The organism is Micromonospora hortensis, from assembly GCF_022230935.1.
GTDB lineage: Bacteria > Actinomycetota > Actinomycetes > Mycobacteriales > Micromonosporaceae > Micromonospora > Micromonospora hortensis.
Map to the genome: position 1 here is coordinate 83,733 of NZ_JAKKFE010000016.1, position 18,132 is coordinate 101,864.

At 71.2% G+C, this 18,132-nt stretch carries 15 protein-coding genes; 12 read left to right on the forward strand and 3 right to left on the reverse strand.

Features of this window, described 5'->3' with window-relative positions; all coding sequences use genetic code 11:
• Positions 1–16: 16 nt before the first annotated feature.
• The 3 genes from NIE111_RS12535 (at position 17) to NIE111_RS12545 (ending at position 4,359) form a co-directional block, all read left to right on the forward strand.
• Positions 17–1,033, forward strand: a complete 1,017-nt coding sequence (locus NIE111_RS12535) for a coiled-coil domain-containing protein (RefSeq protein WP_238684562.1) — start codon at positions 17–19, stop codon at positions 1,031–1,033.
• A gap of 36 nt (positions 1,034–1,069) precedes the next feature.
• On the forward strand, positions 1,070–2,632 hold the full coding sequence (locus NIE111_RS12540) for a fused MFS/spermidine synthase (RefSeq protein ID WP_238684563.1): 1,563 nt from the start codon (positions 1,070–1,072) through the stop codon (positions 2,630–2,632).
• A 71-nt stretch (positions 2,633–2,703) separates the two neighbouring features.
• Positions 2,704–4,359, forward strand: a complete 1,656-nt coding sequence (locus tag NIE111_RS12545; RefSeq protein ID WP_238684564.1) for a serine/threonine-protein kinase — start codon at positions 2,704–2,706, stop codon at positions 4,357–4,359.
• A 111-nt stretch (positions 4,360–4,470) separates the two neighbouring features.
• Here NIE111_RS12545 and NIE111_RS12550 read toward each other — a convergent pair whose 3' ends face one another.
• Together NIE111_RS12550 and NIE111_RS12555 are read right to left on the reverse strand one after the other, a co-directional pair.
• Positions 4,471–5,139, reverse strand: coding sequence for a potassium channel family protein (locus NIE111_RS12550; RefSeq protein WP_238684565.1), 669 nt, complete (start codon positions 5,137–5,139; stop codon positions 4,471–4,473).
• Between the two features lie 68 nt (positions 5,140–5,207).
• The gene (locus NIE111_RS12555; RefSeq protein ID WP_238684566.1) at positions 5,208–6,542 is read right to left on the reverse strand and encodes a TrkH family potassium uptake protein; all 1,335 of its coding nucleotides are present in this window, start codon (positions 6,540–6,542) and stop codon (positions 5,208–5,210) included.
• Between the two features lie 139 nt (positions 6,543–6,681).
• On the opposite strand from NIE111_RS12555, the gene NIE111_RS12560 reads away from it, so the two are divergent.
• From NIE111_RS12560 to NIE111_RS12600, 9 genes are all read left to right on the forward strand, one after another.
• Positions 6,682–7,794 carry a glycerophosphodiester phosphodiesterase gene (locus tag NIE111_RS12560; protein ID WP_238684567.1) on the forward strand — a complete coding sequence of 371 codons (1,113 nt, stop codon included), beginning with the start codon at positions 6,682–6,684 and terminating at the stop codon, positions 7,792–7,794.
• 447 nt (positions 7,795–8,241) lie between these two features.
• Positions 8,242–9,441: a substrate-binding domain-containing protein gene (locus NIE111_RS12565; protein WP_238684568.1), complete on the forward strand. Its 1,200-nt coding sequence runs from the start codon at positions 8,242–8,244 to the stop codon at positions 9,439–9,441.
• Between the two features lie 2 nt (positions 9,442–9,443).
• Positions 9,444–10,187: an ABC transporter ATP-binding protein gene (locus tag NIE111_RS12570; RefSeq protein ID WP_196929416.1), complete on the forward strand. Its 744-nt coding sequence runs from the start codon at positions 9,444–9,446 to the stop codon at positions 10,185–10,187.
• A gap of 56 nt (positions 10,188–10,243) precedes the next feature.
• Entirely contained in the window at positions 10,244–10,969 is a 726-nt protein-coding gene (locus NIE111_RS12575; RefSeq protein ID WP_238684569.1) for an ABC transporter ATP-binding protein, read from the forward strand.
• Complete coding sequence (locus NIE111_RS12580) at positions 10,969–11,859, forward strand: branched-chain amino acid ABC transporter permease (RefSeq protein ID WP_112584735.1); 891 nt, start codon at positions 10,969–10,971, stop codon at positions 11,857–11,859. The genes NIE111_RS12575 and NIE111_RS12580 overlap by 1 nt, the downstream gene beginning before the upstream one ends.
• Complete coding sequence (locus NIE111_RS12585) at positions 11,856–12,965, forward strand: branched-chain amino acid ABC transporter permease (protein ID WP_238684570.1); 1,110 nt, start codon at positions 11,856–11,858, stop codon at positions 12,963–12,965. The genes NIE111_RS12580 and NIE111_RS12585 overlap by 4 nt, the downstream gene beginning before the upstream one ends.
• Positions 12,966–13,076: 111 nt before the next feature.
• On the forward strand, positions 13,077–13,823 hold the full coding sequence (locus NIE111_RS12590; RefSeq protein WP_238684571.1) for an SDR family NAD(P)-dependent oxidoreductase: 747 nt from the start codon (positions 13,077–13,079) through the stop codon (positions 13,821–13,823).
• A 109-nt stretch (positions 13,824–13,932) separates the two neighbouring features.
• Complete coding sequence (locus NIE111_RS12595; protein ID WP_238684572.1) at positions 13,933–16,065, forward strand: RecQ family ATP-dependent DNA helicase; 2,133 nt, start codon at positions 13,933–13,935, stop codon at positions 16,063–16,065.
• 413 nt (positions 16,066–16,478) lie between these two features.
• Entirely contained in the window at positions 16,479–17,405 is a 927-nt protein-coding gene (locus tag NIE111_RS12600) for a DUF8832 domain-containing protein (RefSeq protein WP_238684573.1), read from the forward strand.
• Between the two features lie 128 nt (positions 17,406–17,533).
• Here the strand turns inward: NIE111_RS12600 and NIE111_RS12605 are convergent, their stop codons facing one another.
• Positions 17,534–17,950, reverse strand: a complete 417-nt coding sequence (locus tag NIE111_RS12605) for a helix-turn-helix domain-containing protein (RefSeq protein ID WP_030491673.1) — start codon at positions 17,948–17,950, stop codon at positions 17,534–17,536.
• Positions 17,951–18,132 lie beyond the last annotated feature (182 nt).

Sequence of the window (18,132 nt, forward strand, 5' to 3'; positions counted from 1 at the left end):
ACGGAAGGACGCTTTCGTGCCCAGGACCAGGCTCAGCCCGCGGCTCGGTCGCCGCGCCCTGTTCGCCGTGCTCGCCGCCGTCGCGCTGGCACTCGGCGGTGCCGCAGTGCCCGCGTACGCGGAGCCTGGCGAGGGTGGCAGCAAGAAGTTGCAGGACGCACTGGAGCTGACCGCCAAGGGCCACATCGAGGCCAAGGCCAAGCTGGACAACTCCAAGCGTCGCCAGACGGCGCTGACCGGCGAGCTGACGACGCTGGAGGGTCGGCTGGTCGGGCTCAGCAGCCAGGTGGGCGAGGTGGCCGCCCAGTCGTACCGGGTGGGTCGGCTGAGCGCGGTCTCGATGCTGCTCAACACCGCCACGCCGGAGGCGTTCCTGCAACGCGCGGGCGACCTCGACCTGATGGCCCAGCGGGACAGCAAGCGGCTGCGTGACCTCACCGAAGCCCGGCAGCAGGCGCAGCAGGCCAAGGTCGCCATCGACGCCGAGGTCCGCGAGCAGCAGAAGCAACTCGCCGTGATGGCGAAGAAGAAGAAAGAAGCCGAGGAGGCGCTCGCCGAGGTCAGCTCCGGCGGCAGCAACGGTTTCAGCGGTGGCAGCTCCGCCTCGGCGAAGCCGGCGCCGCGCAACTCCGACGGGTCCTGGCCGTCGGAGTCCTGCTCGGTGAAGGACCCGACCACCTCCGGGTGCATCACCCCACGCACCCTCAACGCGCTCAAGCAGACCCAGGCGGCCGGCTACAAGCGGCACGTCTCCTGCAAGCGCAGCGGTGGCGGCGGCGAGCATCCGAAGGGCCGGGCCTGCGACTTCTCGGCCGCCACGAACGGCTTCGAGGACAAGAACGCGACCGGCGGCGACAAGTCGTACGGGGACAGCCTGGCCGCCTGGCACGTGCGCAACGCCGACCGGCTGGGCGTGCTCTACGTGATCTGGTACCGGCAGATCTGGCATCCCGGCACGGGTTGGCGCTCGTACAGCGGAAGCGGCTCTCCGGCGGCGTCACACACAAACCATGTTCATCTCTCGATGTACTGACCCGTTGCACCAGCTTCGCTGCGTACCATCGCGACGATGAGCTCCCCACCGTCCGACGTAGCGGCCCTGCCGGCACCCCCGGCCCCGCCCGTGCCGGTCACCGGCCGGGCGCTGCCCAACGGCCTGGCCGCCTTCCTGGTCTTCTTCTCCAGCGGCGCCGTGCTGGTGCTGGAGACCGTCGCGCTGCGCCTGGTCGGCCCCTATGTCGGGGTGACCCTCCAGGTGACCAGTTCGGTGATCGGCATCGCGCTGGCCGCTATCGCCTACGGGGCGTGGTCCGGCGGCTGGCTGGCCGACCGACGTAACCCGCGGGGCCTGCTGGCGCCGGCGTTGGTGCTGGCCGGCATCGCCACCGCCGTCACCCTGCCCGTCGTCCGGTACGCCGGTGAGGTGCTGCGCGGCGGTGCGGCGAGCGGCATCCTGCTGCTTGTCGCGTTGGCGGTGTTCGTGCCGGCCGCGCTGCTGGCCGCTGTCACCCCGCTGGTGGTGAAACTTCAGCTCGCCGACCTGCGCCGTACCGGCCAGGTGGTCGGTCGACTTTCCGGGATCGGCACCCTCGGCGGCATCACCGCGACCCTGCTGACCGGGTTCGTGCTGGTCGCCGCGCTGCGCAGCACCGTCATCCTGCTGGCCCTGTCGCTCGCGCTCGGGCTGGTCGGCATCGGCCTCGGCTGGTACCTGCGCCGGCAGGAGCCCACCGAGCTGCCTGGTCCGGCCCGGGCCCGGGCCGCGCTGGCAGTGCTCGGCCTGGCCGGGGCGGGGCTGACCACTGTGGCGCCCAACCCGTGCGACATCGAGACCGCGTACCACTGCGCCCGGGTCACCGAGGACCAGGCCCGGCCCACCGGGCGGACGCTGCTGCTCAACTCCGCCCAGCATTCGTACGTGGACCTCGCCGACCCGAAACACCTGGAGTACGCGTACACGAAGTGGATCGGCGCGGTCAGCGACGTCGCCGCGCCGGCCGGTCAGCGCCTGGACGCGCTGCACCTGGGCGGCGGTGGGTTCACTGTGCCGCGATACCTGACCGCGACCCGACCGGGCACCGACAACCTGGTGTTCGAGATCGACGGCGGGCTGGTCGAGCTGAGTGAGCAGGAGCTGGGCGTACGACCGGGGCCGGACCTGCGGGCGGTGGTGGGTGACGCACGGATGCTGGTTGCCGGCGAGCCGACCGACAGCCGTGACCTGGTGGTCGGCGACGCGTTCGGGCACCTGGTGGTGCCCTGGCACCTGGCCACCCGGGAGATGGCCGCCGACGTCCGGCGGGTGACCCGCCCCGGCGGCGTGTACGTGCAGAACGTCATCGACTACCCGCCGCTGCGGTTCATCCGCGCCGAGTTGGCCACTGTGACCGCCGAGTTCGGGCACGTCGCGTTGATCGCGCCGCCGGAAGCGCTGGCCCAGGAGCAGGGCTCCAACTTCCTCATCGTCGGCTCCGACGCGCCGTTGCCGCTGGAAGCCGTCCGGGCCCGGTTGGCCGAGGTGGACCCGAAGGTCAGCCTGCTGTCCGGTGCGGCGCTGACGGACTTCGTCGGCGAGGCGCTTGTGTTGACCGACGATTACGCCCCGGTGGACCAACTGCTGGCCACCGCCTGATCGGGTGACAATCCTGACCGATTCCGATACTCCAGGTGTAGGCGGGCGGTTCCTGGGCAACATCGCTCACCATGGGTGGTGGGGACCGGAACGGCGCGCAGTTGCTCGATGAGCGGTACCGGCTGATCGAGCAGCTCGGCGCGGGCGGCATGTCGGTGGTCTGGCGTGGCTACGACGAGGTGCTCGGTCGCCAGGTCGCGGTGAAGGTGTTGGCGTCCCGGCTGGCCAGCGACCGGGCCTTCCGCCACCGCATCCGGATCGAGGCGCAGGCCGCCGCGCGGCTCTGCCACCCCAACATCACCAACGTGTACGACTACGGCGAGTCCGTGCAGGTCGGGCTGACCGTGCCGTACGTGGTGATGGAGCTGGTCGACGGCGCTTCGCTGGCCAGCCGATTGGGTCGGGAGAGCCAACTGCCGTGGCGGGAGGCGGTGACCATCGGCGCCGAGGTCAGCTCGGCGCTGGCCACCGCGCACGCTCGCGGGGTGGTGCACCGCGACGTCACCCCGGGCAACGTCATGCTCACCTCGACCGGGGTCAAGGTTGTCGACTTCGGCATCTCCGCGCTCGTCGGGGAGAGCGAGAAGGGCCCGGACGGCACGCTGTTGGGCACTCCCGCGTACCTCGCCCCGGAGCGGCTGGACAACGGCCAGGTCTCCCCGGCCACCGACGTGTACGCCGTCGGGCTGCTGCTCTACCGGATGCTCACCGGCCGACTGCCGTGGCAGGCCAGCACGACCACGCAGATGCTGCGCGCCCACATGTACAACGACCCGGAGCCGATGCCCACCGTCCCGGGGCTGCCCGACGGGGTGGCCGACCTGGTCGGACGATGCCTGGCGAAGCGGCCCGCCGACCGGCCGGCCACCGCCGAGCTGACCCGGACGCTCGCCGAGGCGGCCGGCATGCTCGCGGCGGTGCCGGTCTCCCCGGCTGCCGGGCCGTTGGACGCGGCAATGCTCGGCAGTGCGCGTACCACGATCCTGCCCTGGTCGGCGGCGACCGACGCGTTGCCGCTGTCGCGGACCCGCAACCGGGACCGTCGGACGCGGCAGCGGGTGACCCGGCGTCGGCGGGTGGAGGCCGGAGTGGCCGCCGTCGGGCTGATCGCGGTCACCGGTGCGATGTGGGGGTTCACGTCGCGCAGCCCGGCCAGCGGAGGGGACCGGCCGACGACCGAGGCTCGGATGGGTCTGCCGGCGGCGGCGCCCTGCGAGGTGGCGTACGCGTTGCGCACGGACTCCGGCACCGAGTTCTCCGCTGAGCTGACGTTGACCAACACCGGTGGCCGTGAGTTGCGGGACTGGGCGATGAGCTTCACCTTTCCCGGGCAGCAAAAGGTGACGAAGGCGGAGCCCGCGCCGGTGCACCAGCAGGGGAGCAGTGTGCTGATCCGACCGGCGGCCCAGCGCACCACGCTGGCCCCCGGTGCGGCCGAGAAGGTGACCCTCACGGGTAGGTACAGCGGGGCGAACCCGTTGCCTGTGGAGTTCCGGCTGGGCGAGGCGACCTGCGGGGTTCGGGTGTCCGGCGTCGCCGGTAGCGCACCGTCCACGGCGCCGCCGAGCAAGGCCGCCACGACGAAGGCCCCGCCCAAGGCGGCGAAGGGGTCCAGCGGCTCCGGTTCGGGCGGCGGCGCGTCGAAGGCCAAGCCGGCGAAGCCCGCGAAGGCCCCGGCGAAGCCCGCGAAGGCCAACGGTGGTGGTCCGGGAAAAGCGGAAAGGTGACCAAGGGGCCGCGTGGTCACCGGAAGAAGTAGGCAGGCCACACCGCGTCGCCATGCTTCGGGGGCCGTCGGATGAGTTGGTTCGACGGCCCCGACCGGTCCGGCAGCAGGGTCAGCGCATCCCCGCGAATCGCTGCACCTGGTCGATCCCGCCCTCGACGATGAGCACCCCACCCTGGGGAAGCGTGGTGTCGTCGGAGGTGTACCGGAAGCGTTCGCCCGGCAGCTTGGCGCCGACCACGCGTACCCCGAAGCGCTCCTCCGGTTTCAGGTCGAGCACCGTGCGCCCGACCAGGGACTCCGGCACCCGGACGGTGGCGATGGCGAAGTCGTCGTCGAACTCGATGAAGTCGAGCAACCGGCTGACGATCAGGTGCGCGACCCGGTCCCCGGTCTCCGCCTCCGGGAAGATCACGTGGTGCGCGCCCACCGACGCCAGGATCTTGGCGTGCTTCTGCGAGGTGGCCCGCGCCCAGATCTGGGGCACACCCAGCTCGACCAGCGCCAACACGGTGAGCACGCTCGCCTCCACCGAGGCCCCGATGGCCACCACCGCCCGCCCGAAACCGGTGATGCCCAACTGTCGCAGCGCCCCCTCCTCGGTCGCGTCGGCCTGAACCACCCGGTCGAGCTGCGCCGACCATCGCTGCACCGTCGCCGGGCTGCGGTCGATGGCCAACACCTCGCGGTCCATCCGGGTCAGCGACCCGGCCAGGTGGCAACCGAATCGACCCAGCCCGATCACCACGATGCCGCCGCTGTCCGCCCGTCTAGCCGACACCTCGGCCCTCCCCGCTTCCACTGGCGCGTTCCCGACGTGCGGGCCGGCCGACGCTTCCGAAACACGCCCTATCCGACAATGGGTTGCTCCTGGGGGTAGCGGTAGAGCCGGCGTCGGGTGTTCAGGGCGATAGCCGACCCCAGGGTGAGCGTCCCGACCCGGCCGATGAACATCAGCACGGTCAGCACCAGTTGGCCGCCGGCCGGCAGTTCGGCGGCCAGACCGATGGTCAGACCGGTGGTGCTGAACGCCGAGGTGATCTCGAACAGCGCCGCGACGAAGCGGACGCCCTCGGTGAGCAGCAGCAACAGCATCGTTCCGGCCGTCACCAACGCGACGCTGAGCAGCGCCACGGTGAGGGCCTGTCGCTGACTCGCGGTGGCCACCCGCCGGTGCCCGATCGTCACGTCGGGCTCACCCCGCAACTCCGCCCAGATGGTGAACGCCAGCAGGAAGAACGTGGAGACCTTGATGCCACCGGCCGTGCTGGCGCTGCCGCCGCCGATGAACATCAGCACGATCAGCAGGGGATAGCTCTCCTCCTGAAGCGCGGCGATGTCCAGGATGCTGAAGCCGCCGGTGCGGCTCAGCGCGATCTGGGTGAACGACGCGAGGACCTTCCCGGGTACGTCGTACTGGCCGATCGTGCTCGCGTTGGTCCACTCGGCGGCGAGCAGGCCAGCGAAGCCCACCAGCAGGAGCACCGCGCTGCCCCAGATGGTCAACTTCGTCGCCACCGCCCAGCGGATCGGCTGCCGCCACTCGCGGACCGCCTCGAAGAGCGCGGGAAACCCGAGACCGCCGATGATCGCTCCGATCGCCAGGGGCAGCGAGACCCACGGATCACGGCTGAAGGCCAGCAGCCCTTCGCTGTAGAGCGCGAAGCCACCGTTGTTGAACGCCTGCACGGCGTGGAAGACGCCCGACCAGAGGGCCTGCCCGAAGGGGTAGTCGTAGGTCAGCCACAGCCGACCGGCGACCAGCACTGTCATCACCGCCTCGCAGGCGAAGACGGTCAGCGCGATCCGGCGGAGCAACCGGCCCACGTCACCGATGCCGAACTCCGCCGTCTCAGCTTGCACCAGCAACCGGTTGCGCAGCCCGAGCTGACTGGAGACCACGAGGATGACCAACGCCGCGACGGTGAGGATGCCGAGGCCGCCGAGCTGGGTGAGCAGGGTGATCACCAACAGTCCCCAGCCGGACCAGTAGTTCGGCGTGTCGGTGATGGCCATGCCGGTGACCGACACGGCCGAGGTGGCGGTGAAGAGCGCGGTGACCACGGGTGGGCGTACGTGTTCGGCGGTCGCCCAGCGCGCCATGAGCAACAGGGTGCCGAGCAGGATCGGCACCAGGAACGCGAACGGCACCAGCCGCACGGGATTGCGGAAGAACCGGCGCACCAGACAATCTTCCTGTCCGCCCGCGGCCCCGGAGTGGGAACGGGCATTCCGGAGATTCATCTGCCGGCCAGTCATCGACCAACTCCTGGCAAATCACAGGCGGTCTGCTTACCCGGACCATCGATGACAGGAGACGGCGTTGCGACGTACCCTTTCGACCCTCGGCGTGGCCAGCGCTCTGCTCGCCGCCGCCGTGGCCCTGCCGACCGTGGCCGCGGCCGAACCATCTGCCAACGCGGATCGCTCCCGGGTCAACGACCGACCAATCGTGATCGGTCACCGTGGCGCCAGCGGCTACCGGCCGGAGCACACGCTGGAGGCGTACCGGTTGGCGATCCGGATGGGTGCCGACTACATCGAGCCGGACCTGGTCTCCACCTCCGACGGCGTGCTGGTCGCCCGGCACGAGAACGAGATCTCCGGCACCACCGACGTGTCGACCCGCCCGGAGTTCGTGGCCCGCAAGGCGACGAAGACCATCGACGGTGTCGCGGTGACCGGGTGGTTCACCGAGGACTTCACCCTCGCCGAGCTGAAGACGCTGCGGGCCAAGGAGCGGCTGCCGCAGGTACGCGTGGCGAACACCGCCTTCGACGGCCGCTTCGAGGTGCCCACCCTCCAGGAGGTCATCGACCTGGCCCGGACCGAGGGGCGGGCACGGGGCCGCACCATCGGCATCTACCCGGAGACCAAGCACCCGAGCTACTTCGCCTCGATCAAACTGCCGTTGGAGGAACCGCTGCTGCGGGTGCTGCGGCAGAACAGGTTGGACCGGAAGAACTCGCCGGTCTTCATCCAGTCGTTCGAGACGGCCAACCTGCGCCGCCTGAGCCGGCTCACCGACGTGAAGCTCGTTCAACTGCTCGACGCGACCGGCCGCCCGTACGACTTCACCGCCGCCGGTGACGCCCGCACCTACCAGGATCTGGTCACGCCCGCCGGGCTGAAGTGGATCGCCGGATACGCCGACGGCATCGGCGCGAACAAGAACCTGATCGTCCCCCGGAACGCCGCCGGCGCCCTGCTCGCCCCCACCACAGTGGTACGCGACGCGCACCGGGAGCACCTGCTCGTGCACTCCTGGACGTTCCGCGCCGAGAACCAGTTCCTCCCGGCGGATTTCCGGATCGGCGCCGACCCGAACGCGCGCGGCGACATCACCGCCGAGTACGAACTCTTCCTTGGCCTGGGCCTCGACGGTGTCTTCAGCGACCACCCGGACACTGCCGTCGCCGCACTCGCCGGCCGCTGACCCACATCTCGGCCCGGAGCTGATCCGCTCCGAGCCGACCACCGGGCCGACCACGCCCGGCCCACACGCTGGCCCGCCTTCCGCAACCCGGACGGTGGGCCAGCGGCATGTCTGGGCGGCCCGCGCCGCAAGATCGCACTCGATCCAGGAAGTAGTGGTGTGGCAGCCCTCCGAGGCCACTACAACCAGGATCGAGCACGATCTTGAAGGGGTACCCCTGGCCGAACCGGGCGAATGGCGCAGGGCGACACATGGCTCGGGTGGTCCGTGGGGGTTCGGGCCATCGAGAGCCTGGGTTCCCGGCTGGTGGTGCGGCCCGTTGTAACCCCCGGCCACCTCATTCCTGTTACTTGTGTGTTTCCGCCACATAGCTCGTGGGTGACGTCACTTCTAGCGTGAGCCGTCACGAAGAAGTTCTCTCCCTCTGAGTCCTCATGTGGAGTAGCAATGACGGTCCGGACGACGCGGCGGGCGTTCCTCTCCGCCGCCACGATGATGGCCGCGGCGCTGGCCGCCACGGCCTGTGGCAGCCCGCAGGACACCGCCACCGGCGGCGGCGACAGTGCCGCGCCGGTCAAGGTCGGCCTGGTGTACTCCCAGTCGGGAGCCCTGGCCAGCTATGGAAAGCAGTACATCGAGGGGTTCAAGGCGGGGCTGGACTTCGCCACCAAGGGCACCGGCAAGGTCGGTGACCGGAAGATCGAGCTGACCGAGGTCGACGACGCCGGCGACCCGGCCAAGGCGGTCTCCGCGGCGAAGGACCTGATCGGCAAGGGCACGAAGATCATCGCCGGCTCCACCGCCTCCGGTGTGGCGCTCCAGGTCGCGCCGATCGCGGCGCAGAACAAGGTCCTGTTCATCTCCGGCCCGGCCGCCACGGACGCGGTGACCGGCGCGAACAAGTACACCTTCCGCTCCGGACGGCAGTCCTACCAGGACGTGGTGACCGCCAAGTCGTTCATCGGCGATCCCACCGGCAAGAAGGTAGTGGTCTTCGCCCAGGACGGCGCGTTCGGTGACGCCAACGAGGCAGCCGTCAAGGCCGTCATCGGCAGTGCCGGCGCGACAGTGACCAGCGTCCGCGCTCCGGCCAGTGCCACCGAGTTCACCCCGTTCGCCAGCCAGATCAAGGCCGCCAAGCCGGACCTGCTCTTCGTGGCGTGGGCGGGCACCACCGCCCCGGCCATGTGGCAGACCCTCGACCAGCAGGGCGTCCTGTCGTCGACCACTGTCGTCACCGGCCTGGACATCCGGGCCTCGTGGCCGACCTTCGGTGCTGCCGGCGCGAAGATCTCCTTCCTGTCGCACTACTTCGACGGTGCCAGCGACACTGAGGCCAGCAAGGCGCTGAAGGCCACTGTCAACACCATCGACCTGTTCCACCCGGACGGCTTCGCCGCCGCGCAGATGGTGGTCCGTGCCGCGCAGGAGGGTGGGGACGACGTCGACAAGATGGTCACCGCCCTGGAGGGCTGGAGCTTCGACGGGGTCAAGGGCAAGATGACCATCCGGGCCGCCGACCACGCGCTGCTCCAGCCGATGTTCCAGGCCAAGCTGACCGGCAGCGGCACCGCGTTCACGGCTACCGCGCAGAAGAGCCTCACCGGTGACGAGACCGCGCCGCCGGCCGTGGCCATGAAGGGCTGACCATGCTCGCCACCCGCGGTCTGACCTGGCGGATCGGTGAGGTCGCCATCGTCGACAGCGTCTACCTCGATCTGGCGCCCGGGGAGTTCCTGGGCGTCATCGGGCCCAACGGCGCCGGTAAGACCTCACTGTTCAACCTGATCACCGGCCTGCGCCGGGCCACCGAGGGCCGGATCGTCCTGGACGGGCAGGACATCGGTGCGCTTCCGCCGCACCGGCGGGCCCGCCTCGGTCTGGGCCGCACCTTCCAGGCGTCCTCGGTCTTCGGCTCGCTGAGCGTGCGGGAGAACGTCCGGCTCGCCGTGCAGGCGCACCGCGGGGGCTCGATGGCGCTGTGGCGGAGGGCGGCGGCCGACCGGGAGGTCGCCGCCGCCGCCGACGCGGCGCTCGACCGGGTCGGCCTCGCCCACCGGGGTACGGCCCTCGCCGGCACCCTGGCCCACGGCGAGAAGCGCAAGCTGGAGATCGCCCTGCTGCTCGCCGGGGAACCGCGGGTGATGCTGCTGGACGAGCCGATGGCCGGGGTCAGCGCCGAGGACGTGCCGGAGCTGGTCGCCGTCATCAAGTCGTTGACCGGCGACAGCGGCCGGGCGGTGCTGATGGTCGAACACCACATGGACGTCATCCTGGAACTGGCCGACCGCATCGCCGTCATGCACCACGGCGCGCTGCTGGCCTGCGACACCCCGGAGACGGTGATGGCCAACCCCACAGTGCAAGAGGCCTACCTGGGGGAGCAACTGTGAGCGCGAGGAGTGAGCCGGGTTCGCGAGCCCCGCAGTCGCGAACGGAGGCAGCCCTGATGGAACCGATCCTCAGTGTGGAGGAGCTGTCGGTCCGGATCTCCGGGCTGCACATCCTCCAGGGGGTGTCGTTCACTGTCGCCCCGACCGGCGTGACAGTTCTGCTCGGTCGCAACGGCGTCGGCAAGACCACCACGCTGCGCGCGATCGTCGGCCTCACCCCGCCCGCCGGGGAGGTGCGCGGCACCATCCGGATGGGCGCGCAGAGTCTGCTGGCCCGGCCGACGCACCGGCTGGTCCGCGGCGGGCTCGGCTACGTGCCCGAGGACCGCTGCGTGTTCGCCGGCCTCACCGTCGCGGAGAACCTGCGGCTCGCCGAGCGGCGCGGCACCACCCCGGCGTACGACAAGGTCTTCGCGCTCTTTCCGGAGCTGGACCGACGCGGACGGCAACGGGCCGGTTCGCTCTCCGGCGGGCAGCAACAGATGCTCGCCATCGGTCGGGTGCTGCTCAACGACAACCGGCTGCTGCTCGTCGACGAGCCGACCAAGGGGTTGGCGCCGAAGGTGGTGACCGAGGTGGCCGAGGTGTTGGAACGGGTCGCGGAGTCGGTGCCGGTGCTGCTGGTCGAGCAGAACCTGGCAGTCGTACGCCGACTGGCCCGCGACGCGGTCGTGCTGGCCGCCGGCAAGGTGGCCTGGACTGGCGACGCCCACGAGTTGCTGTTGGAGACCGCGTTGACGAAGTCGTTGCTCGGGGTCGGCTCGGCGGAGGTGCAGCACTGATGGGCACCGTGATCCTGTTGGCGTTGACCGGGCTCGGCCTGGCGGCGCTGTACTTCCTGGTCGCCTCCGGCCTGTCCCTGGTCTTCGGCCTTGCCGACGTGCTCAACTTCGCGCACGGGCTGTTCCTCGGCGTCGGCGCGTACGGCACCTGGTGGGCGGCGGGCAACCTGCCCGGCGCCGGCCCGGACGGGTTCGGCTTCGTGTTGGCTGTCGCCTTCGGGGTGGCCGCCGGAACGCTTGTCGCGATCCTGGTCGAGCTGGTGCTGATCCGCCCGCTGTACTCCCGCACCATCGAGCAGGTGCTGGTCACCGTCGGGCTGTCGCTGGCCGGGGTGGCGTTGCTCCAGGCCACCTGGGGTGCGGACGCCCGGCCGTTCCCGCGTCCGGACTGGACCCGGCAGGTGACCGGGATCTTCGGCGCGCAGGTGCCCAACGGTGGCCTGCTGCTGATCATCGCGGCGGTGCTGGTGCTCGGTGCGATCCTGGCGTTCCTGCGCTGGACCCGGTACGGCCTGGTGATCCGGGCCGGTGTGGAGAACCGGGAGATGGTGACGGCGCTGGGCATCGACGTCCGCAAGGCGTTCACGTTGGTCTTCGCGATCGGTGGGGCGGCCGCCGCGCTCGCCGGAGCGCTCGGCGGGGTCTACTTCGGCACCGTCTCGCCCGGGCAGGGCGGCTCGCTGCTGATCTTCGCGTTCATCGTGGTGGTGATCGGCGGGATGGGCTCGGTGGTCGGCTCCGCGTACGCGGCGGTCGTGGTCGGGCTGGTGCAGCAGTTCGTCAACTACTACGGCACGTCCGGGCTGGGCGACATCTGCGTGGTCGGGCTGCTGGCCGTGGTGCTGCTGCTGCGCCCGCAGGGCATCGCCGGAAAGGTGGCAACGGCATGACGGTGATCGACGCGCCTCGCGCGCAGGTGCCCGACGAACTGAGTCCGCAGCGGGGGCGGTGGCACCGGGTCCGCCCGTTCCTGCCGCTCGTCGCACTGGTCGTGCTGGCGATCCTGCCCTACTCGACGATCTCCCTGCCGGGGATCTTCGAGGGGCCGGTCAACTCACCCGGCACCCTGCAACTGCTCGCCATCTGCCTGATCTTCGGCGGGCTGGCGGCCGGGTACGACCTGCTCTTCGGCCGGACCGGGATGCTCTCCTTCGGGCACGCCCTGTACTTCGCCGCCGGTGTCTACGGCACCGACATCCTCATCACCCGGGCCGGTCTGCCGCTGTGGCAGGCGGCGCTGCTGACCGTCACCGGCGGCACCATCCTCGCCGCGCTGCTCGGCGCGGTGGCGCTGCGGACGGTGGGTATCGCGTTCGCCATGGTCACGTTGGCCTTCGCCCAGGTCGGCGCGATCCTGGTGGCCCGGGACTTCGGCGGGCTCACCGGCGGTGAGGAGGGCCTGCCGCTGGACGTGTCCGGGTTGCCCGCCGGCCTGGTGGGAGTGACGAACACTGTCAACCTGTACTGGTTGGCGCTGGCGTACCTGACCCTGGTGGTCTTCGTGGTGCACCGGGTGAGCGGGTCACCGACCGGTCGGGTGCTCGCCGGGCTGCGCGACGACGAGCGGCGGATCGGCGTGCTCGGGTTGGACCCGTACCGCTACAAGCTGGTGGCGTTCACACTGGCCGGCGGGTTGGCGTCGGCGGGCGGGGTGGTCTACGTCCTGATCGTCGGCGGCGCGTCGCCGCACATCACGTCGTCCGAGCTGACCCTGTCGCTGCTGGTCATGGTGGTGCTCGGCGGGCCGGGCACCCGGTGGGGTCCGGTGCTCGGTGGTGTCCTCTACATGTACCTGGATCACCGGCTCACCGCCTTCGGCACGAGCGACGCGGTGGACAACCTGCCGGCCGTACTCAGCCGTCCGCTGAGCCAGCCGCTGTTCGTCCTGGGGACTGTCTTCATCCTGGCTGTCTACTTCTTCCCAGGTGGCCTGACCAGCCTGGCTCCCCGCCTGTCCCACCTGACCCGAGCCCTCCGCCCCCCACGCCGCCGCTGACCGCTCGCACCCGCTTTCACCCCGTCGATCATGAAGTTACTGCCATGACACGCCGCGTCGCATGGCGATAGCTTCATGATCGACGGGGTTCTTCGTACGGGAGGTCGGGAGATGGACTCGCGGGTTGCGGTAGTCAGTGGGGGCGGGACGGGGATCGGGGCGGCAGTGGCGGGAGTGCTCGCCCGCGACGGTTACGACGTCCTGATCGTCGGGCGGCGGGCGGACGTGTTGACGGCCGCCGCCGAGCAGATCGCCGCGGACTGCGGGCGGCCGGACGCGGTCACCACGGTGGTCGCGGATCTGACCGATCCGGAGCAGCTCGACACGGTCCTCGCGGCGGTTGGTGACCGGCCGGTCGACGTGGTGGTCAACAACGCTGGCGGCTACCTGGCCGGGGACACCGGCACGTTCGCCGGAACCGCCGCGCACTGGCGGGCCAACCTGGACGCCAACGTGCTCACCGCCGTGCTGCTGACCGAGGCTCTGCGGCCGGCTCTGCGGCGACCCGGCGGGCGAGTGATCCTGGTCAGCTCGATCGCCGCCCAGCGCGGCGGCGGTGGGCCGTACTCGGCGGCGAAGGCGGCTCTGCACGGTTGGGCGTACGACCTGGCCGCGCAGCTTGGTCCGGAGCAGATCACCGTCAACGTGGTGAGCCCCGGCTACGTCGCCGAGACCGAGTTCTTCGGTGACCGGATGACCGCCGAGGGGCACGCGAAGCGGGTGGCGGCGACCCTGGTCGGACGCGCCGGGCTGCCGGACGACATCGCCGAAGCGGTCCGCTATCTGGCCAGCCCGGCGGCCGGCTACGTCACAGGCCAGATCCTGGGCGTCAACGGCGGCTCAGTCCTAGGCCGCTGAAGCCCCGCGACCGCGTTGATCAAGAGGTTTGCGTCGGAATCCGACCGAATGATGACGCAAACCTCTTGATCAACAGGGGGATGACGGACAGCGCTGGTAGAAATGCCGGGTGGAGACAGCAGAGCGGGCAGCGGTACGCGAGCGGGCCGAGGCGGTGCTGCGCCGGCTGGCCGGTGACCATGCCCGGCTGCGCGAGGATCAGTGGCGCGCCATCGAGGCGCTGGTCGTCGACCGGCGGCGGGTGCTCTGCGTCCAGCGCACCGGTTGGGGCAAGTCGGCCGTCTACTTCGTGGCCACCGCCCTGCTCCGGGACCGCGAGCAGGGCCACCAGGCCGGCCCGACAGTCATCGTCTCGCCGCTGCTGGCGTTGATGCGCAACCAGGTCGAGGCCGCCGCTCGGGCCGGCATCCGGGCCCGCACGATCAACTCGGCGAACCTCGACGAGTGGGACGAGATCACCGCCGAGATCCAGAGCGGCGCGGTCGACGTGCTGCTGATCAGCCCGGAACGCCTCAACAACCCGGACTTCCGCGACGGCGTCCTGCCGAAGTTGGCGGCGACCACCGGCCTGCTGGTTGTCGACGAGGCGCACTGCGTCTCCGACTGGGGGCACGACTTCCGGCCGGACTACCGGCGGCTGCGGACGTTCCTCGCCGAGCTGCCCGAGCGCACTCCCGTGCTGGCGACCACCGCCACCGCCAACGCCCGGGTCACCCAGGACGTCGCCGAGCAGCTGGGCGACGCCCTCATCCTGCGCGGCACCCTGGACCGCGAGTCGCTGCGCCTCGGGGTGCTCGACCTGCCCAGCCCGGCGCACCGGTTGGCCTGGCTCGCCGACCACCTGGACCAGCTGCCCGGCTCGGGCATCGTCTACACGCTGACAGTGGCGGCAGCGGGGGAGACTGCCGAGTTCCTGCGCTCCCGGGGTTATCCGGTCGCCTCGTACAGCGGGCAGTCCGACGACGCCGATCGGCGCGCCGCCGAACAGGACCTGCTCGACAACAAGATCAAGGCGTTGGTCGCCACCAGCGCCCTCGGAATGGGCTTCGACAAGCCCGACCTGGGCTTCGTCGTCCACCTCGGCGCGCCACCCTCGCCGATCGCGTACTACCAGCAGGTCGGCCGCGCGGGCCGCGCCGTCGAGCACGCCGAGGTGCTGCTGCTGCCCGGCGTCGAGGACGCCGCGATCTGGCGTTACTTCGCCTCGCTGGCGTTCCCACCGGAGCAGCAGGTCCGGGCCGTGCTGGCCGCCCTGCACGCCGACCGCCCGCTCTCCACCCAGGCGCTTGAACCCCTCGTCGACCTGCGCCGGACCCGGTTGGAGCTGATGCTCAAGGTGCTCGACGTGGACGGCGCGGTACGCCGGGTGCGCGGTGGTTGGCTCGCCACCGGCGAGCCGTGGGTCTACGACGAGGCACGGTTGCGCCGCGTCGCCGAGGCGCGCACCGTCGAGCAACAGGCCATGCGGGAGTACGCGACCACGTCCGACTGCCGAATGCGGTATCTACGGGAACGCCTGGACGACACCGAGGCGGCCGACTGCGGCCGGTGCGACAGGTGCGCCGACCCGCTCTTCGTCGCGGACGTGTCGACTGCCGCGCTCGCCGCCGCGCAGACCTTCCTGGGGCGACCCGGCGTGGAGATCGCGCCGAAGAAGCTCTGGCCGACCGGGCTCGACGCGGTGGGCGTACCCCTCAAGGGCCGGATCGCCCCCGCGGACCAGGCGCTGCCGGGCCGGGCCGTCGGGCGCCTCTCCGACCTGGGCTGGGGCGGCCGGCTGCGTGCTCTCGTCGGCCCGGAAGCGCCGGACGCGCCGCTGCCCGACGACGTCGCCGGCGCGGTCGTGGAGGTGCTGAAGGCGTGGGCACACGGCGACGACCCGTGGCCCCGCCGGCCGGTGGCGGTGGTCGCTGTCGGTTCCCGGCGGCGGCCCCGGCTGCTCGGCTCGCTCGCCGAGCGGATCGCCACGGTGGGCCGGCTGCCGCTGCTCGGCGAGGTCACCGCGACCGGCCCCGACGGCCCGGCCGGGCCGCGCGGCAACAGCGCCCAACGGGTACGCGCGCTGCACGACACCTTCACCGTGCCGACCGACCTGGCCGAGGCCCTGGCTGGGCTGGACGGCCCGGTGCTGCTCGTCGACGACCTGATCGACTCGGGCTGGACGATGACGCTGGTGGCCCGGGCCCTACGCCGGGCCGGCGCGACCGGCGTGCTCCCGCTCGCACTCGCGGTGGCCGGCTGACCCGCTGCGTTCGGGTCGGTGGTGGGACCGGCCCCCGGCGATGCTCGGGTCCGCGCGGCCGGTCGTGCCCAGTCGGGGCGTTGCGGGTCTGCGCCGCCGGCCGCGCCCGGTCGGGGCGATGCTCGGGTCCGCGCTGCCGGCCGTGCCCGGTCGGGGCGTCGCCGGGTCTGTGCCGCCGGTCGTGCCTGGTCGGGGCGTTGCCCGCGCTGCGGCGTGGTCTGCACCGGTCGGGTGGAAAAGTTCCCGGGCGGTGTCGAGTGCGACGGTCGCCACGCCGTCCGGGCGTCGGCCTGACCCGGCCGGACGCGGCGGTACCGTGGGCGGCATGACCGACCAGCAGCCCGTCACCCGTGCGCGCACCGATGCGGGCAGGACCGCAGGCGGCGAGGCCGGCCGGGCGCGGGGCGTCGGTCGTGGCTGACCAGGGCCCGGCCGAGCCGGACCGGAGCACGCTCCGGCTGGCGCTGGTGGTCGGCGGGCTGGTGCTGGCGGTGCTGCTCGGCTTCGGTCTCGGCCGGCTGAACGCCAACGGTGCCGCCACCGGCAGCCCGTCGTTGGCCGCCGAGCACACCGACCCGCCGGGCGTCGCGCCGCACAACCACGGCTCCGCCACGACCACCGATCAGGGCGCGGCCACCGAGCCGGGCGGTCTCGCGGTCAGCTCGGCCGGGTTCACACTGGCGCCGCTGGCCACCGAGTTCGCGGCGGGTCGCCCCGGTCAGCTCCGCTTCCAGGTGCGCGACGCGCAGCGCCGGCCGGTGACCCGGTTCGCCATCGTGCACGACAAGCCGATGCACCTCATCGTCGTCCGGCGGGACCTGACCGGTTACCAGCATCTGCACCCGACAATGGCGGCGGACGGCACCTGGTCGGTGCCGTTGACCCTCGCGCAGCCGGGCCTCTGGCGCGCGTACGCCGACTTCACAGTCGTCGCCGACAACGGCGCGCAGACCGCTGTGACCCTCGGCACGGACCTGGTGGCGCCCGGCGACTACCGACCCCGTCCACTGCCGGGGCCGGCCACCTCGACGACAGTGAACGGCTTCACCGTCGGCTACCAGGGCACTGCGCAGGCCGGGGCGACAGTGCCGCTGACCTTCCGGGTCGACGGCGCTGCCGGCGCAGCCCCGCTGGAGCGGTACCTCGGGGCGTACGGGCATCTGGTGGCGTTGCGCGAAGGCGACCTCGGCTATCTGCACGTGCACCCGGAGACCGAGTTGGTGGACGGTCAGATCAAGTTCTGGTTGACCACCCCTGGCCCGGGCCGCTATCGCCTCTACCTCGACTTCCAGGTGAACGCCGAAGTCCGAACCGCCGAGTTCACCCTGACCGTCCCCTAGCCCGCCCGGGCCCCTCGCCCACTCTCGTTGACCATGAAGTTATTGCCTCTGGGCGCGGCGTGTCGGGGCAACAACTTCATGATCAACGCCGACGGGGGTGGGGGTGGGGGTGGGGGTGGGGGTGGGGGTTAGCCGGCTCGGCGGATGGGGCGACGGGCCAGGTAGCGGAGCAGATCGCGGATGTGGTGCTTCTCCTCGGCGGGGACCGTGGGGTCGGCCAGCCGGTCCAGGATGGCCCGGACGTCGGCCTCGACCGGGCCCTCGTCATGGCGTCGGCGGGGCGCGGGGCCGGCGTCGGGCAGCCCGAGCGCGCGGAACGCGGCGGCGACCGGCAGATCCAGCGCGGCGCAGAAGCCGCGCACCTTGGCCAACTCGGGATAGTCCTGCCAGTCGCCGGCCAGCCAGCGGAACACGGTGGAGCGACCCACGCCCGTGTGCGAGGCAAGATCAGTCACGGTCCAGCCACGTTCGTCGCGAGCGTCATCGATGGCGCGCCGGACGAAGCGGGCGAAGGCCATCTGCGGTGATACGTCGGCTGATCCCATCCCTGTGTGTCTTCCCCTCCTGACGGAGCACCGGGACGATGCGCCTTCCGAGGGTAGTACGCCGGGACACGGAAACAATTGACTGACCGCACAAACTGTCCCGTGGACGAGACTTTTCTCTGGAAGCGTGTGTGCAGAACGAAAATTGCATAGAGCGATCTTCATCGTTCTTCCATTAAGCT

Coding starts and splice junctions, on each gene's coding strand:
- NIE111_RS12540 (WP_238684563.1), top strand. CDS start 1,070: ATGAGCTCCCCACCGTCCGACGTAGCGGCCCTGCCGGCACCCCCGGCC.
- NIE111_RS12545 (WP_238684564.1), top strand. CDS start 2,704: ATGGGTGGTGGGGACCGGAACGGCGCGCAGTTGCTCGATGAGCGGTAC.
- NIE111_RS12565 (WP_238684568.1), top strand. CDS start 8,242: ATGACGGTCCGGACGACGCGGCGGGCGTTCCTCTCCGCCGCCACGATG.
- NIE111_RS12570 (WP_196929416.1), top strand. CDS start 9,444: ATGCTCGCCACCCGCGGTCTGACCTGGCGGATCGGTGAGGTCGCCATC.
- NIE111_RS12575 (WP_238684569.1), top strand. CDS start 10,244: ATGGAACCGATCCTCAGTGTGGAGGAGCTGTCGGTCCGGATCTCCGGG.
- NIE111_RS12580 (WP_112584735.1), top strand. CDS start 10,969: ATGGGCACCGTGATCCTGTTGGCGTTGACCGGGCTCGGCCTGGCGGCG.
- NIE111_RS12585 (WP_238684570.1), top strand. CDS start 11,856: ATGACGGTGATCGACGCGCCTCGCGCGCAGGTGCCCGACGAACTGAGT.
- NIE111_RS12590 (WP_238684571.1), top strand. CDS start 13,077: ATGGACTCGCGGGTTGCGGTAGTCAGTGGGGGCGGGACGGGGATCGGG.
- NIE111_RS12605 (WP_030491673.1), bottom strand. CDS start 17,950: ATGGGATCAGCCGACGTATCACCGCAGATGGCCTTCGCCCGCTTCGTC.